Source organism: Stenotrophomonas sp. AS1, from assembly GCF_048957655.1.
Lineage (GTDB): Bacteria > Pseudomonadota > Gammaproteobacteria > Xanthomonadales > Xanthomonadaceae > Stenotrophomonas > Stenotrophomonas bentonitica_A.
The window spans coordinates 254,158-268,736 of record NZ_JARVXM010000003.1; the positions used below are offsets into that span (position 1 = coordinate 254,158).

General features: G+C 67.2%; 14 protein-coding genes. 6 read left to right on the plus strand and 8 right to left on the minus strand.

Features of this window, described 5'->3' with window-relative positions:
• Window positions 1–78 precede the first annotated feature (78 nt).
• Window positions 79–1,416 carry a sigma-54 interaction domain-containing protein gene (locus PV764_RS05410; RefSeq protein ID WP_421116269.1) on the plus strand — a complete coding sequence of 446 codons (1,338 nt, stop codon included), beginning with the start codon at window positions 79–81 and terminating at the stop codon, window positions 1,414–1,416.
• Window positions 1,417–1,447: 31 nt separating this feature from the next.
• Here the strand turns inward: PV764_RS05410 and PV764_RS05415 are convergent, their stop codons facing one another.
• The 7 genes from PV764_RS05415 to PV764_RS05445 all read right to left on the minus strand — a co-directional run bounded on the left by PV764_RS05415 (window position 1,448) and on the right by PV764_RS05445 (window position 9,104).
• Window positions 1,448–2,764: a hypothetical protein gene (locus PV764_RS05415; RefSeq protein WP_046273255.1), complete on the minus strand. Its 1,317-nt coding sequence runs from the start codon at window positions 2,762–2,764 to the stop codon at window positions 1,448–1,450.
• Between the two features lie 48 nt (window positions 2,765–2,812).
• On the minus strand, window positions 2,813–3,577 hold the full coding sequence (locus tag PV764_RS05420) for a hypothetical protein (protein WP_421116270.1): 765 nt from the start codon (window positions 3,575–3,577) through the stop codon (window positions 2,813–2,815).
• Between the two features lie 9 nt (window positions 3,578–3,586).
• A complete protein-coding gene (locus PV764_RS05425) occupies window positions 3,587–4,273 on the minus strand; it encodes a C39 family peptidase (protein ID WP_026069689.1) in 687 nt (228 codons plus the stop codon).
• Between the two features lie 159 nt (window positions 4,274–4,432).
• Entirely contained in the window at window positions 4,433–5,911 is a 1,479-nt protein-coding gene (locus PV764_RS05430; RefSeq protein WP_421116271.1) for an adhesin, read from the minus strand.
• A gap of 44 nt (window positions 5,912–5,955) precedes the next feature.
• Window positions 5,956–6,594: a hypothetical protein gene (locus PV764_RS05435; RefSeq protein WP_421116272.1), complete on the minus strand. Its 639-nt coding sequence runs from the start codon at window positions 6,592–6,594 to the stop codon at window positions 5,956–5,958.
• Window positions 6,591–7,121, minus strand: a complete 531-nt coding sequence (locus PV764_RS05440) for a hypothetical protein (protein WP_070425617.1) — start codon at window positions 7,119–7,121, stop codon at window positions 6,591–6,593. The genes PV764_RS05435 and PV764_RS05440 overlap by 4 nt, the downstream gene beginning before the upstream one ends.
• Window positions 7,122–7,775: 654 nt before the next feature.
• Window positions 7,776–9,104 (minus strand): dicarboxylate/amino acid:cation symporter, encoded by a 1,329-nt coding sequence (locus PV764_RS05445; RefSeq protein ID WP_019182622.1) that lies wholly within the window; start codon window positions 9,102–9,104, stop codon window positions 7,776–7,778.
• Between the two features lie 149 nt (window positions 9,105–9,253).
• Here PV764_RS05445 and PV764_RS05450 point away from each other — a divergent pair, with 149 nt between their 5' ends.
• The 5 genes from PV764_RS05450 to PV764_RS05470 all read left to right on the plus strand — a co-directional run bounded on the left by PV764_RS05450 (window position 9,254) and on the right by PV764_RS05470 (window position 14,063).
• Complete coding sequence (locus PV764_RS05450) at window positions 9,254–10,966, plus strand: alkaline phosphatase (protein ID WP_102788074.1); 1,713 nt, start codon at window positions 9,254–9,256, stop codon at window positions 10,964–10,966.
• On the plus strand, window positions 10,966–11,544 hold the full coding sequence (locus PV764_RS05455) for a WG repeat-containing protein (RefSeq protein WP_421116273.1): 579 nt from the start codon (window positions 10,966–10,968) through the stop codon (window positions 11,542–11,544). Before PV764_RS05450 ends, PV764_RS05455 begins: the two co-directional genes overlap by 1 nt.
• 64 nt (window positions 11,545–11,608) lie before the next feature.
• Entirely contained in the window at window positions 11,609–12,898 is a 1,290-nt protein-coding gene (gene tilS / locus PV764_RS05460; RefSeq protein ID WP_421116274.1) for a tRNA lysidine(34) synthetase TilS, read from the plus strand.
• 36 nt (window positions 12,899–12,934) lie between these two features.
• Window positions 12,935–13,195: an exodeoxyribonuclease VII small subunit gene (locus PV764_RS05465; protein ID WP_019182618.1), complete on the plus strand. Its 261-nt coding sequence runs from the start codon at window positions 12,935–12,937 to the stop codon at window positions 13,193–13,195.
• Entirely contained in the window at window positions 13,185–14,063 is an 879-nt protein-coding gene (locus PV764_RS05470; RefSeq protein ID WP_266085398.1) for a polyprenyl synthetase family protein, read from the plus strand. Before PV764_RS05465 ends, PV764_RS05470 begins: the two co-directional genes overlap by 11 nt.
• 102 nt (window positions 14,064–14,165) lie before the next feature.
• Here the strand turns inward: PV764_RS05470 and PV764_RS05475 are convergent, their stop codons facing one another.
• Window positions 14,166–14,543 (minus strand): DUF4870 domain-containing protein, encoded by a 378-nt coding sequence (locus PV764_RS05475; RefSeq protein ID WP_019182616.1) that lies wholly within the window; start codon window positions 14,541–14,543, stop codon window positions 14,166–14,168.
• Window positions 14,544–14,579 lie beyond the last annotated feature (36 nt).

Sequence of the window (14,579 nt, forward strand, 5' to 3'; positions counted from 1 at the left end):
CCGGACGTGGGGCGGCACGTCCGTGGCAACCGATCAGGCAGCAGACACCGCCCGCGATTCCTGTCGACAAGGTGACGCATGGCGGCTGTCCCCGATTTTCCTGCCCGGTGTGTGATCTGGTTTGGGCAACCCCTCACGCTTGAACGGGCGACGCTGGCTGCGGCCGGCTGGCAGGTCCGCAGCGTGGCCCCCGAACAATGCGCCGGGATCGGCATGCGCGGCAGCGACCAGGTGGTCGGCCTGCTGGACCTGCGCACGGTGGTGCCGGCCAACCTGGCCCACCTGCAGCAATTGCTGGTCGATCACCGCCACATGAGCCTGCTGGCGCTGTTGCCTGCTGCGCCGCTGCGCTCCTCGCCGGTGCTCGATGCGCTGCTGGCGGCGTGCGTGGATACCTATGCCGCCCCGATCGACCTGCCGCGCGTCGTGCAGCGGCTGCAGCAGCTGGCCGGCGCCGAATCCCTGCCCGCCGCGCATGGCCCGCAGTCCCTGATCGGCGACAGCGCAGTGCTGCAGGTCACCCGTGCGGCCATCCGCAAGTACGCGCCGGTGGACCTGCCGGTGCTCATCACCGGCGAAACCGGGACCGGCAAGGAACTCGCCGCCCAGGCGCTGCATGCGCTATCGGCACGGCATGCGCGCCCGTTCCTGGCAGTGAACTGCGGCGCCATTCCGGCTGCGCTGGTCCAGTCCGAACTGTTCGGCCATGAGCGCGGCGCCTTCACCGGCGCGGCGACGCGGCGCCTGGGCCTGTTCGAATCGGCCAGTGGCGGCACCGTGTTCCTGGACGAGATCGGCGACCTGCCGCTGGATGCGCAGACCAACCTGCTGCGGGTGCTGCAGGAAGGCACAGTCGAACGCGTCGGCAGCAACCGGCCGCTGGAGGTCGATGTGCGCGTGCTCGCGGCCACGCACGTGGATCTGGAGAAGGCGGTCGAACAAGGCCATTTCCGTCGCGACCTGTTCTATCGGCTCAATGTGCTGCGCCTGCCGTTGCCGCCGCTTCGTGAGCGCGGCAGTGATATCGCACTGCTCGCCCACCATTTCCTCAGCAGCTTCCGGCATCGCCATGTCACCCGCGCGCGCGGCTTCACGGCCGAGGCAGTGCAGGCGCTCGAACGCTTCGGCTGGCCGGGCAACGTGCGCGAGCTGCTCAATCGGGTCCAGCGTGCGGCGATCGTCAGCGATGCCGAGCTGATCACGGCGGCGGACCTGGAGTTGAGCCAGCCGCTTCTGGCCAGCACCGAACGCGGCCTGCACGGCGCAAAGCAGATCGCCGAACGCGAAACGCTGCTGCATGCACTGCGCCAGCACGATTTCAACGTCACCGCCTGCGCCCGTCACATGCAGGTCTCGCGGGTGACGGTCTACCGGTTGTGCCGCAAGCACCAGCTCGCGCTGCCCGAACTGCGTTGAGCCGCACGGCGCAGCGAGTGAGCGGGCGCGCTCACAGGCTGTACGGCACTTTGAAGGCCAGGGTGAAGTCCGGTGCATCCGGGGTCAGGCCGATACCCAGCAGGCTGACCAGGGTGGTTTTCTGGTTGAGCGCATAGGTGATGCCCAGGTTGAGCGTGCCTGCATTGGCGTCGCTGCCGATCACCTTCAACCACTGCCCGTTCTTGTAGCGCGTGGAGGCACGCGCGCTCAGCTTGTCACTGAAGGAGATGCTCAGGCTGGTGCGCTCATTGAACGCGAACGCCACGCCGGCGCCGAAGTAATAGGAGCCTCCAAGCTTTACGTCGCCCGGGTTGGTGGTGTCCGGGTTGGCATCAATGTCATCGAAGCTGCGCGGGAAGGAATGGATGTAACCAATATTGGCGAACAGGATCGCCGGGTCGGCGGTCTTCACGGCCGACAGGCCGACGTTGGCCTGCCACACGCCGTTGCCGGTCGGTTGCTGCTCGGGCACGGCAAAGCGGATGAAGTCATCGTCATCGCGCTCGAGCACCTTCCAGTCCAGGCCGTACGGCGCCCGCCCGGTCGGCGCGGTCGCGCCCACGGTGAGCACGGTTTCGGGCAGCCGCCCGCGTTCGGCGAACAGCCGGTAGTTGGCGCTCAGGCCAACGTCGCCGATGCCGTTGCCCGTCGTCTCTTCCTGCGCGATGGCCGCGGCCGAGCCACCGGCACCGCCCTTCTGGAACACCGTCTTGCGCGCCAGGTACGGCACGTCCAGGTTCAAGGTCAGGCGCGGGCTGATGCCCCAGCGCGCGGCCAGGTTGTAGGTCAGCGTGTCCGACTCCACGTTCTCGATGGCGATGTTGCCGAGGAAGATCGCATCCAGCGCCAGGAAGCCGTTGAGGCTGAGCTGCTTGCGGTCGTAGCGGGCGTAGGAAAGGCTGTTTTCAATCGTGAAGCGGCGGCTGAAGAGTGCGGCCTGCTGCTGCTTGACATCATCCACGCTGCGCCGCGACTCCTGCTTGGCCTGCTGCGCTTCGGCCGCCGAGCTGGCATAGCCATCGGCACTGGCCGGTGCGGCCGGGGTGCCCGCCGGCAGGGCCTGCTGCGGGGGAGGCGCGCTGGAGGCCACCGGCGCGGTCTTGCCGGTCAGCCGTGCCTGCATGGCCTGCACCTGCATGTCCAGTTCGCGCAGGCGACGTACTTCCTGCGCGTAGTTGGCCTTGAGGCTTTCCAGCTGCGCCATCAGTGCCTTGACCTCGGCCTCGTCAACCGGCGCAGGCTGTTGCGCCTGTGCCTGGGCGGACGCAGCCGCCATCAGTGCCAGCGCCGCCAGCGCCAGCGGTGTTGCGCGGATCATCGTGTGCATTGCCTTGGCCCACTGTTGTGTTGACGCTCCCCCTGCCGTGCCGATGGATCACTGGCCCGGCCCCATGCCTACCCCGCGTACCAGCGTCATCGCCTGCGCCACGTTCTGGTTGAGCGGCACGTTGTTGGCCATTGACTGCCTGACAAGGTCGATCTGCAGCCGGTTGGTGACCGACTGCCCATCACTGCCCAGCGCGATGCTCTGCCCGACGCTGCCGTTGCGGATCCATTGCTGGACCGCGCCGACACCCTCGATCTGCAACTGCACCTTGGCCGTGTTGCCTTCCAGTTGAGCCAGCGCACTGACCCCGCCCTGGTGCACGCTGGCCAGGTTCACGCCTTCGCCGGTGGGCGTTGGCGCGGTGCCATCGCGCACGGTCAGCTGGGTGGCGTTGCTGGCCAGGTTGCCGTCACCGGCAACCTGGATGCTCTGGCTCAGGCCGGCCACGTTCTGCAGGCCGCTGGCGTCCACGCTGCGCCCGGGTGTCACGGGCAGTGGCGCATCCGCGGCGGTGACACTCACGCTGGGCGCGAAGCTGATCTTCGGCGTGTTGCCGCCGTGGCTGAAGTCCATGCCCAGCTTCAGCGCGCTCTGTGCCGACTGCCCACCGGCGGTCTGCCATTGCGAGACCATGGTGACCCCGAACCACGCCACGGTGTTGCCACCAACGGTGTAGCGGCCACGCATGAGGTTCAATTCCGGATCGGGGATTTCGCTCAATCCCTTGCCGGGCCGGCTGTCGTCGGCATGTGCCGGTGCAATGCCCAGCAGGGCAAGCAGCACGATGCCGGGCGTCCAGGTTGCGATGTTCATGTTGCCTCCTTAAAACAGATCGGCATGGGTGAATCCGAAATCGACCAGTTCGGCGTCGGTGATCGGTCCCTGCCTGGCGTACAGCGAACGGGCACTCGGCCGTTCACCGGGCTGCAGCAGCACCGTGTTGCGATCGAAGTCACTGCCGATCACGACAAACACGGCGCGCGACGGCCACGCCTGGAGAAATTCGCTGACGGGAATGCTGCGGTTGCCCAGGATCGGGTCGGCCACATCCACCACATCGCCACGGACCTGCTTGAGGACCACGAAATGGCGGAAGCCCCGCACATCCATCAGCACCAGCCCGGGCACGCGCAGTGAGCGCAGGCGCTCTTCATTGACGCGGTAGCCGCGTCCACGCATGCCCATCGATTCGACATAACGCTTGATGTCCAGCAGTGAAAACCCGCGCTGGTGGACCAGTTGTGGATCCGAGACCCCCATCATCCCTTCGATCACCGTGCCCTCATCCGCCTCCAGGTGGTAGGCGTAGCGCAGGATCGTGGCCAGGGCTGCCGCGCCACAGCTGTAATCGGTGTGTTGCCTTACCACGTTGCGGAAGCGCCGTTCCTGCATGCTCTCCACGCGCTGGGTGAGCACCGCCCCGTTGGGCAGCACCCCGCTGAAGCCGATGTCGCCGGCCCGCACCAGGCCGATGGGCATCATCAGCATCGACAGTGCCCAGGCCAGCATCCAGGTGCGCATACGTGTGGACATCGTCTACTCCGGCTCAGGAAGGAGCCCCTGCCCCAAGGGGGAGAAGGGACAGGGGCTCCCGGGGAGCCCGGTCATTGGCGGATGACCGGGTTTGTTGCGCTCAACGCGTACTGCCTGCGAAAACGGACAACCTTCTTACTGTTCCGGACCGCCGCCGCCACCGCCGCCGGTGGAGGGCTGCGCAACCGCCAGGGCCAGGCTGTTGGCCTGCAGGTTGCCGGTACCGGAGGCGACGTTCACCCCGATGTTGCCGGAGGCGCCGGAGAACGCACTGCCGGACAACGCCGCGGTGTTGGTCGCATCCACGTTCACCCAGCGGGTGGTGGAGACGGTGCCGCTCAGGCTTGCGTAGAGATCGGCCACGCCCAGTTCGACGAACTGGCTGGTGCCGCGCTCATCGGTATCGAAGGCAATGCCGCCCACGCCCGGACGATTCGGGTTGGCGGTGGCATTCTGGATGTCGCTATCCAGATCGATGTGGCCGTTCGCGCTGCCGCTCGGGTGATCCAGCGCGCCGCTCCAGCTGTCCAGGTAGTAGTTGTCTTTCTGGTAGGCACTACCCGTGCCGCTGTAACGACCCGCACCCACTGCCAACGTGGCGCCGGCGACGCGACCGCTCAGGTTCACGTCCACGGTGTCGGTCATCGACTGCAGGTAGCCGGCGTTGCTGACGGTGTTGCCGGAGGACACCTGGTTGGAGCTGATGCTCGAGGTCGCATAGGCGCTGGTGGCGACCGATGCGGCGAGCGCGTTCTTCTGCTCGTTGTTGTTGCCGGAAGCGACGTTGGCGCCGATGTTGCCCGACGCACCGCTGAAGGCATTGCCACCCAGGCCCGCAGCGTTGGTCACGCCGGAGTTGATCGTGGTGTTGCCACCGCCGAACTGGTTGACGAAGACTTCCGCATCGGCCATGCCGAAGCTGAAGGAGGCATCGGCGGCGGACAGCGAAGCGGCGTTGTCCTGCGCGTTGTTGTCACCGGCGGCGACGTTGAAGCCCAGGTTGCCGGAGGCATCGGCACCGACGTCGTCGGCGATCGAGGCGCTGTTGGTCACCAGGCTGTTGCCGGCCAGATTGTTGGTGACCGACTGGCGGTTGTCGATGACGGCGATGGCGGCCGAATCGATGTCGATCGAGCCGGTGATTTCCGGATCACCCGAGAAGCTGATGTCCGAGCTCAGGCGCAGGTCCTTTTCAATGTTGACGTCGACGCCGTGGTTGTTCTTTTCCTGGCGCTCGTCAGCCTGGATGTTGCTGTTCTTGTTGACGTTCTCGGTGACGTTGCGGTTGCTGGTCACGTTGCGGTTGCTGGTGACGTTGGTGTTGCTCGTCACGTTGTCGTTGATGGTGGTGTTGGTGGTGCTGTTGTTGTTGCGGGTGTCGTTCCAGGTCCGGTTCCGCGTACGCGAATCGGTATTGGTGTTGGTGGTGGTATTGGTTTCGGTGTTGGTATCGGTGTTCGTGTTGGTGCGCGTTTCAGCCACGTTGTGCAGGTGGTTGATGTTGGCGCTCTGGTTCTGGTTGTCGCGGTCATTGCCCCAGCCATTGGCGCCGGCGGAGGCGGATGCAGCGGCGACGGCGATGGCCAGTACGGTCCGTTTCATGTTGGTGTTCATGGTGCCCTCTCTCTCATCACAGACAATCGGGTGGATGTGACTACTCACGGGGTGGACTGCACCGAAATGCTCAGTTGGTTTGCGGTGGCGTTGCCGGATCCCGCGATCTGATTGAGTTGCAGGACGCCGTCGAATCCCTGCAGTGCGGAGGCTTCGACCGCCACCCTGCGAGCTCCGGCCGACCGACCGCTGTTGACGGCCCCCTGCCCCCCTGCTGACGCGAGCGCGCCCGACGCGGCCAAGGCCTCGTCGTTCGTTTCGCGTATGCCCTGTTGCGCCAGCGTGGCGGTGACGACGTTGAGCGTCGCGTTGCCATTGCCGCTGGCCTGGTTGATCGATGCGACGCCGCTGGCGCCGTTCAGTGCCTGGCCGCCGATCGTGGCGCTGGCGTCCATGGCGGTGTCGCTGATGCTGAGGTTGTTGGACTGCTGCTGGCGCGCATCGACGTTGATGTGGGCGTTGCGGCCGTTGGCGATGCCCATCAGGTTGGCCTGCTGGTTGAGATCACCGGCGGCCATGTTGACGGTCATGGCGCCATCGGCGCCGGCCAGGGTGCGGCCGTCGATGCGGCTCTGGTTGAGATAGGACAGCATCGCGGCGTAGTCGTTGCCCTGCTGGGCATGCGCGGCCAACGGCGCGAGCATCAGGCCCGTGAGCAGTGCGGTGCGCAGGACGGTGTTCATTTGCCGGGCCCGCCCGCAGGCTGGCCGAGCGGGAACTGGGCGAGCGCGCCGCGCACCTGATCGCCTATGCCGCGGGTCGCGTTGCCGACCGCGCCCATGGGGCCGCCGATGGTGTTGCTGAACTGGCCGCTGGACAGCATGCCGCTGTCGGTGACCTTGCCGAGCGTGCCGTTGACGGTATGCCCGGTGACGCGCTCGATGGTGGTGGCGTTGCGCGGAATGCCGGCACCGGTGTTGGAGCCGAGCGAGGCGTAATCGTCATCGCTGAGTTCATCCATGCCGGTGGAGGTGCCGAGGGCGTGGCCGATTTCGCGGCGCGGCGAGGGGTCTGCGATGAGGGCCATGCCCGGAGGTGCGGGGCGATAGGCCGGTCGTGCGGAGACGTCACGCAGGAGGACGATTTCGCCTGGCTGGGCCTTGACGCCCTGGCGTGCGCCGGAGGCGTTGGCTGCGGCCGGCACGGCGAGTGCAGCGGCGAGCAGCCACAGGGTGATGTGTCGTGTGCGGTGTGCGGCAACGCTGTCCATGGCGACCTCCGATGACATGCGGAGGGTTGGAGCAGCATTCGTGCCAAGTTCCGAACGCCCGTGCTTCCTAGCTTTCCGTGCGGTTCGGCTTAATCGCACGCAACATTGCTGTTACAGGGGCGTTGGCATTTGGGCGAATGAATGGGTCGGTGCGGTGATCACGCGTTGCTGACAGGTAGACGCGGTGCGGGTGTATCACGGGTGTTACACCGGGTGATACAGGGGTTTACGGTGCGGATTCAGGGTGGTTGCCTGGCGCGCGCAACGCTTCAACTGTTCACTGGCGGGGGCGGCCGGTGTGTCGAGCGCTGGGCCTCGCTACGCCTGTCGGCGAATGTCCCCCGGTGCCGGCCTGCGGCCGTCCCCTCCTCCTTGATTTCGCCCACAAGCGCAGCGAGGCCCATCGTGTCCAGCCACTGGCGCCCCCCTCAGCAAGCACATGTTTGCAGTACGCCTACCACCGCGCACGAGCCCCGAAGCGGCCGGTAGGCTCCTGGGCAAAATCAAGGAGGAGGCCGTCGCCGCCAGGCGGCGGCCGGGGGACATTTGCCGAGGGGCCTGCCGGTCGCTTCGGGGCGTAACGCTCGCGGACACCCAAAGCGGAAAAAAAAGACCGGCTCTCGCCGGTCTTTGGGTGCTGCGTTCGTGCCTGCATCAGGACGTTCGTTCTTCGCCTTCGTCCACACCCAGGTTGGTGGATGGGTTGTCGTAGACCGCGCGATCGAGCAGGCCGGTTTCCTTGGCGACGATCACCGGGACCAGCATCTGGCCGGTAACGTTGGTCATGGTGCGCATCATGTCCAGGATGCGGTCGATCGCGTAGAGGTAGCCGATGGTTTCCAGTGGCAGGTTGGCCGCGCTCAGCACGACGGTGGCCATGACCACGGCGGTGCCGGGGACGCCGGCGGTGCCGAAGCTGCCCAGGACCGAGGCGATTAGCACGACGATGTACTGCTCGGGGGTGAGCGGAACGCCCGTGTACTGGGCGATGAAGACGGCGCACAGGGCGGGATAGATCGCGCCGCAGCCGTCCATCTTGATGCTGGCACCCAGGGGGACGGCGAAGGAGGCGTAGTCCTTGTTGACGCCAAGGTTGTGGGTGATCGAGCGCATCGCGGCCGGCATGGCCGCGAAGCTGGAGGAGCTGACGAAGGCCACCTGCATGCCGGGGGCGGCGCCGCGGAAGAATTTCAGCGGGTTCAGGCCGTGCATGAGCAGGAGGCTGCCGTAGACCACCACGATGTGCAGCGCGCAGGCGATGTACAGGGCCAGGACGAAGTTGCCGAGCGGCAGCAGTTTCTCGAAGCCATAGCTGCCGACCAGGCCGGCGATCAGGCCGAAGGTGCCCAGCGGGGTGATCTCCAGCACGAAGCGGGTCACCTGGATCATGATGTCGCTCATCTGGCCGGTCAGCTTGCGTGCTTCGCTGACCTTGTCGCCCAGCTTGACCATGGCGAAGCCCAGCAGGCCGGCGAAGAAGATCACCGGCAGGATCGAACCGCGGCCGGCGGCCAGGACGGTTTCACCGGCGGCGTTGACGCGGGTGCCGATGCCGGTCAACGCGTAGAACACGTTGGAGGGCACGACATCCATCAGCACCTTGATCACGCTGGGTACTTCGCGCGGGGTGTAGCTGTGGTCCATGCTCAGGCTGAGCGCGCCGCTGCCCGGCTGCATGAGGGTGCCCACGCCCAGCCCCACGCACACGGCCAGGGCCGCGGTGATGATGAACCACAGGAAGGTGCGCCCGCCGAGTGCCGCCACGGACTTCTGCCCGTGCAGCGAGGAAATGGCGTTGATCACGGCGAAGAACACCAGCGGCACCGCGATCATCTTGATCAGGGTGACGTAGAGATCGCCGAGGGGGCCGAACCAGGTTTCGGCCGCCGGGCCGAGCAGCCAGCCGGCCAGTGCGCCCAGCACGAAGCCGCCGAGGACCCGTTGCCAGAAGGGGATCCGCAGCCAGGCAGAGACCAGCTTCATGTGCGTTCCAGAGATGATTTGACAGCTAGGCACCTTAGCCCAAGCCGGGCCGCGGAACGAGGCGTGGACGGAAAATCAGCGTGTCATCGGCGTGCCTTGCGGCGTTCTGCATAATGAACGCCCGTTTCACATGTGAGATTCATTCATCCATGTCCCGTTTCACGCCCTTGGTGGCTGCCGTCACCACCCTGCTGCTCGGCGCCTGCGCCAGTACCGCTCCCTCCTCCAGCGCCTCTGCCGGCGCGGTCCAGGTCGATGTGCCGGCCATTGCCCACCCCGCCGGGGAGACACCGCAGTGGTGGTACCGCAGCGGCGCGGCACGGGCGGCCAGCACCGGTGCAATGGACGGCAAGGCCAAGAACGTCATCCTGTTCCTGGGCGACGGCATGAGCCTGACCACGGTGGCGGCGGCGCGCATCTTCGAGGGGCAGCGCAACGGGCACCCGGGCGAGGAGAACCTGCTTTCCTGGGAGCGCTTCCCGGCGACGGCGTTCAGCAAGACCTACAACACCGATTCGCAGACGCCGGATTCGGCGGGCACCATGACCGCGATCACCACCGGCGTGAAGACCCACATGGGCGCGATCGGCGTCAGCGCGGGCACCCGCAATGACTGCGCCGACAGCCTCGACAAGGGGCTGCTGACCTGGCTGCAGCTGGCCGACAGTGCCGGCATGGCGACCGGCGTGGTCTCTACCGCCCGCCTGACCCATGCCACCCCGGCAGCGACCTACGCGCACTCGCCGGAGCGCAACTGGGAGAACGACACCGATGTGCCGGAAGAGGCCAAGGCCGCCGGCTGCCGTGACATCGCCCAGCAGCTGCTGTCGACCTCGCGCTTCGGGCGCGGCCCGCTGGTCGCCCTCGGCGGCGGACGCGGTGAGTTCACCACGGTGGAAGAGCGCGATCCCGAGTACGACGACAAGGTCGGCCAGCGCCTGGACGGGCGCAGCCTGGTGACCGAATGGCAGCAGGCGCACCCGCAGGGCGCGTACGTGTGGAACGCCAGGCAGCTGCAGGCGGCGGCCAATGCGCCGGCCATCCTGGGCCTGTTCGAGCCGGACCACATGCGCTACGAAGCCGAGCGCAAGGACGATCCGGCCGGTGAGCCGAGCCTGGCCGAGCTGACCAAGGCGGCGATCGCCAATCTGTCGCGCCATCAGGAAGGCTATGTGCTGATGATCGAGGGCGCGCGCATCGATCACGCCAACCACAGCGGCAACGCCTACCGGGCGCTGACCGATACGGTGGCGCTGTCCGATGCGGTGCGCGCCGCGGTCGAGGCCACCTCCGACCAGGACACGTTGATCATCGTCACCGCCGATCACTCCCACACCCTGAACTTCGTTGGTTACCCGGCCCGTGGCAACCCGATCCTGGGCAAGGTCAAGGACAAGGGGGGCGAAGACGGTGCCGGCAAGCTGGACCTGGCCCGCGACGGCCTCGGCCTGCCGTACACCACGCTGACCTACGCCAACGGCCCGGGCTACACCGGTGCCACCAACCAGCAGCCGGTCGGCCCGAAGCGCTACCCGCACAACCCGAGCAGCTTCGATCCGACCACGGGCCGGCCGGACCTGACCGCGGTGGATACCGAGCATCCCGATTACATGCAGGAAGCGCTGGTCCCGGCCAAGAGCGAATCGCATGGCGGCGAAGACGTCGGCATCTGGGCACGTGGCCCGGGCAGCAAGGCGGTCCGCGGCACGATGGAGCAGAACGCGATCTACCACATGATCGTGCAGGCCACCCCGCGCCTGCGCCAGCGCCTGTGCGAAGCCGGCACCTGTGATGCCAAGGGCGTGCCGGTCGAGTTGCCCAAGCCGACCGCGTTCGAGCGCCAGGCGGGCGACAGCAAGTAATGCATCAAATTCGTCGCAATGCAGCGAACAGGGGCCGTCTCGCGCGGCCCCTGCTGCTGGTGGCCGGTCTGTTCGCATCGCCGCTGGCCTTGGCCGCCGGCACCGACACCGACACCGGCACCGGCTGCACCGCCCTGACCCAGGAAGATGGGCTGCAGCCGCTGCCCGGTTGCCAGTGGCTCGATGGGCATCTGGAACTCGACGCGGCGTCCCTGGCGTCGCTGTCCTACGATCAGGACGGGCTGGCAGCGGTCTACGCCGGCGGTGGATTCCACTACGTCCGTGCCGATGGCCGTCAGTTGCCGGTGATCACCTTCGACAACGGCCCGGACTACGTCGTGGAGGGGCTGGTCCGTGGGCGTGTCGGGCAGCGCATCGGCTACTTCGATACCCAGCTGCGCCAAGCCTTTCCGGGCACGTTCGATTTTGGCTGGGCGTTCGATGATGGGGTGGCCCGCGTCTGCGAAGGCTGCCGTCCGGGCACGCCGGACGACCACGGCCACATCGCGATGGTTGGCGGCACCTGGTATCGCATCGATCGGCAGGGGCGCCCGGCGATGGATGCCGGCACACCGTGATTCCCGCGTGGCAACGTCGCCACGCAGCACCGATACTGCCGGTCTGCCTGAGATCGCACTTCCCATGACCTCCCTGCTGCCGCCACCGCCCTCTGTCGTCCACCCTGTGCTGGTCGGCTTCAGCGGTGGCCTCGATTCCACCGTCCTGCTGCATTGGCTGGCCACCTCGCCGGCACAGCGGACGGCCGGCCTGCGCGCCGTGCATATCCATCACGGCCTGCAGGAACAGGCTGACGCCTGGACCGTGCACTGCACGCAGCTCTGTGCGCGCTGGAACATCCCGCTGCGGGTGATCCGCGTGCAGGTGCCGCGTCACCAGGGACAAGGCCTGGAAGCCGCCGCGCGGCATGCGCGCCGTGAGGCGTTCGCTTCGCAGCTGCTGCCTGGTGAACACCTGGCCCTGGCCCATCACCGCGATGACCAGGCCGAGACCTTCCTGATGCGTGCGCTGCGCGGCTCCGGCGTGGATGGGTTGGCCTCCATGCAGGTCACCAGCGCGTTTGGCGCCGGCACCGTGTGGCGGCCCTTGCTGGAGGTTCCGCGCAGTGCGTTGCGCGCACATGCGCAGGCCGAGGGGCTGGAGTTGATCGAAGATCCCAGCAATGCCAGCGATGACGCCGATCGCAACTTCCTGCGGCTGCACGTGCTGCCGCAACTGCGCCAGCGCTGGCCGCAGGCCGATGCGGCATTCGCCCGGAGTGCCGCCTTGTGCGCGCAGTCCCAGCACCTGCTCGACAGTGCCGACCGCGACGCATTGGAACGCTGCAGCGTCGGCCCGGGCGTGATCGACTGTGCGCGGCTGCTGCGCCAGCCGCTCGAGCGCCGCGCACGGTTGCTGCGGCACTGGGTGCGCGGCAGTGGCCTGCCGCCGCTGCCGGCCGCGGGCGTGGAGGCGGTGGAACGCGAGCTGCTCCCGGCTGCCCACCACGCCGATGCGCAGTTCGCCTGGCAGGGGGCACGCATCCGCCGCTGGCGCGGGCAACTGCACCTGCTCTCGGCCAGCCTGGCCTTGCCGGCCGACTGGAGCGTGCACTGGGATGGCCGCGCGCCACTGGCATTGCCAGATGGTGGCGAGCTGCGCCTGCTTGGCACGGACGCCGGTTTCGACAGCCCGGTGCAGATCCGCGCACGCCGCGGCGGCGAGCGCATCCAGCTGCCCGGGCGCACGCATTCCCATGCGCTCAAGGACCTGCTGCAGCAGCAGGGCCTGCCGCCGTGGCAGCGTCGCCAGCTGCCGCTGCTGTTCGACGAGGACACATTGCTGGCCGCCGGTGACCGGGTCATCGGTGCCGCCCTGCAACCGTGGCTGCTGGCCCATCACGCGCAGTTGCAGTGGACACCCGGCGCGGCCTGAATTGACCCCGCCCGGCCAGCAGCCCACACTTGGCACATGGCAAAGAAGTCCCCCAATGAAACCTCCCCGGTCGCCCACTTCGAGCAGTCGCTGGAAGAGCTGGAACAGCTGGTGGAGAAGATGGAAACCGGCGAAATGAGCCTGGAGCAATCGCTCAGCGCCTACGAACGTGGCGTCGGCCTGTACCGCCAGTGCCAGCAGGCGCTGGAACAGGCCGAACTGCGCGTGCGCCTGCTCAGCGATCCGGCCCAGCCCGACACCGCGGTGCCATTCGACCCGCCCAGCCATGACGGTTGAGGCCACGTTCGCGCGTTGGCGCGACCGGATCGAAAGCCAGCTCGACGCCAGCCTGCCCTCCCCGTCCGATGCCCCGCGTGGACTGCACCAGGCGATGCGCTATGCGGTGCTCGGGGGCGGCAAGCGCATGCGCCCGCTGCTGGTGTATGCCGGCGGCCGGATTTTCGGCGCCGACGAGAACGCGCTGGACGCGCCGGCGATGGCGGTGGAGCTGATCCATGCGTATTCGCTGGTGCATGACGATCTGCCGGCGATGGACGATGACGCCCTGCGTCGCGGCCGCCCGACCACGCACATCGCCTTTGATGAAGCCACCGCGATCCTCGCCGGTGATGCCCTGCAGACGCGCGCGTTCGGCCTGATCGCCGATGCGCCGCTGCCCGCGTCACTGCGCGTGGCCTGCCTGCAGACGCTGGCCCACGCCTCCGGTGCCGCCGGCATGTGCGGCGGCCAGGCGCTGGATATCGACGCCACCGGTCATCAACAACCGCTGCAGGATCTTGAGCGCATGCACGCGCTCAAGACCGGCGCACTGATCCGCGCGGCAGTGCGCATGGGCGCGCTGTGTGGCCAGGCACCCGCCGCCGATCTGGCAACGCTGGATACGGTCGCCTCGGCGCTCGGTCTGGCATTCCAGGTGCGCGATGACATCCTCGATGTCGAAGCCAGTTCCGAACAGCTCGGCAAGACCGCCGGCAAGGACGAGGCACAGGCCAAGTCGACCTTCCCGGCACTGCTCGGCATGGACGGGGCGAAGGCGCATCTGCGCACGCTGAGCGAGCAGATGTTCGATGGCCTGGCCGGGTATGGCGAGCCGGCAGATGCACTGCGTGCGCTGGCGACGCTGGCGGTTGAGCGGGATCACTGAGCGACCGTGCCGGCAGCCACGCATGGCGTGGTTGCACAACGCCAGGACACAGAAAAACGCCCGGGAATCCCGGGCGTTTTTCGTTCCAGCGCTGCGGATCGATTACTTGATCAGGCGCAGGGCGAACGGATAACGGTAGGCTTCGCCGTTGTTGGCCTTGACCGCTGCGATGATGCAGAAGATCACGTTGAGCAGGCCGACGATCGGCGCCAGCAGGCCGCCGATGATGACGATGGTCAGCACGATGCAGATCAGCATCGCGATGGTGATGGTGATCTGGAAGTTCAGCGCTTCCTTGGCCTGGTCGGTGACGAAGCGCTTGCTGCTGTCGTCCTTGTTGATCAGCCAGATGATCAGCGGGCCGAGGAACCAGGTGAAGATGCCCAGCAGGTGGGCCACCAGCGCCATGGTGCGCTGATCGGCCGGTGCCGGGGCGCTCACCGGCGGCGGCGGGGTGGTGACGTTGTCGAAATCGCTCACGTGAAACTCCTTGTTCGAGGTAATGGGTATTGCACG

Bases quoted from the DNA above. Each gene is read 5' to 3' on its own strand.
- PV764_RS05465 (WP_019182618.1), top strand. From the start codon at position 12,935: ATGGCAAAGAAGTCCCCCAATGAAACCTCCCCGGTCGCCCACTTCGAG.
- PV764_RS05445 (WP_019182622.1), bottom strand. From the start codon at position 9,104: ATGAAGCTGGTCTCTGCCTGGCTGCGGATCCCCTTCTGGCAACGGGTC.
- PV764_RS05455 (WP_421116273.1), top strand. From the start codon at position 10,966: ATGCATCAAATTCGTCGCAATGCAGCGAACAGGGGCCGTCTCGCGCGG.
- PV764_RS05470 (WP_266085398.1), top strand. From the start codon at position 13,185: ATGACGGTTGAGGCCACGTTCGCGCGTTGGCGCGACCGGATCGAAAGC.
- PV764_RS05450 (WP_102788074.1), top strand. From the start codon at position 9,254: ATGTCCCGTTTCACGCCCTTGGTGGCTGCCGTCACCACCCTGCTGCTC.
- PV764_RS05410 (WP_421116269.1), top strand. From the start codon at position 79: ATGGCGGCTGTCCCCGATTTTCCTGCCCGGTGTGTGATCTGGTTTGGG.
- PV764_RS05440 (WP_070425617.1), bottom strand. From the start codon at position 7,121: ATGGACAGCGTTGCCGCACACCGCACACGACACATCACCCTGTGGCTG.
- PV764_RS05430 (WP_421116271.1), bottom strand. From the start codon at position 5,911: ATGAACACCAACATGAAACGGACCGTACTGGCCATCGCCGTCGCCGCT.
- PV764_RS05420 (WP_421116270.1), bottom strand. From the start codon at position 3,577: ATGAACATCGCAACCTGGACGCCCGGCATCGTGCTGCTTGCCCTGCTG.
- PV764_RS05425 (WP_026069689.1), bottom strand. From the start codon at position 4,273: ATGCTGGCCTGGGCACTGTCGATGCTGATGATGCCCATCGGCCTGGTG.
- tilS (WP_421116274.1), top strand. From the start codon at position 11,609: ATGACCTCCCTGCTGCCGCCACCGCCCTCTGTCGTCCACCCTGTGCTG.
- PV764_RS05435 (WP_421116272.1), bottom strand. From the start codon at position 6,594: ATGAACACCGTCCTGCGCACCGCACTGCTCACGGGCCTGATGCTCGCG.
- PV764_RS05415 (WP_046273255.1), bottom strand. From the start codon at position 2,764: ATGCACACGATGATCCGCGCAACACCGCTGGCGCTGGCGGCGCTGGCA.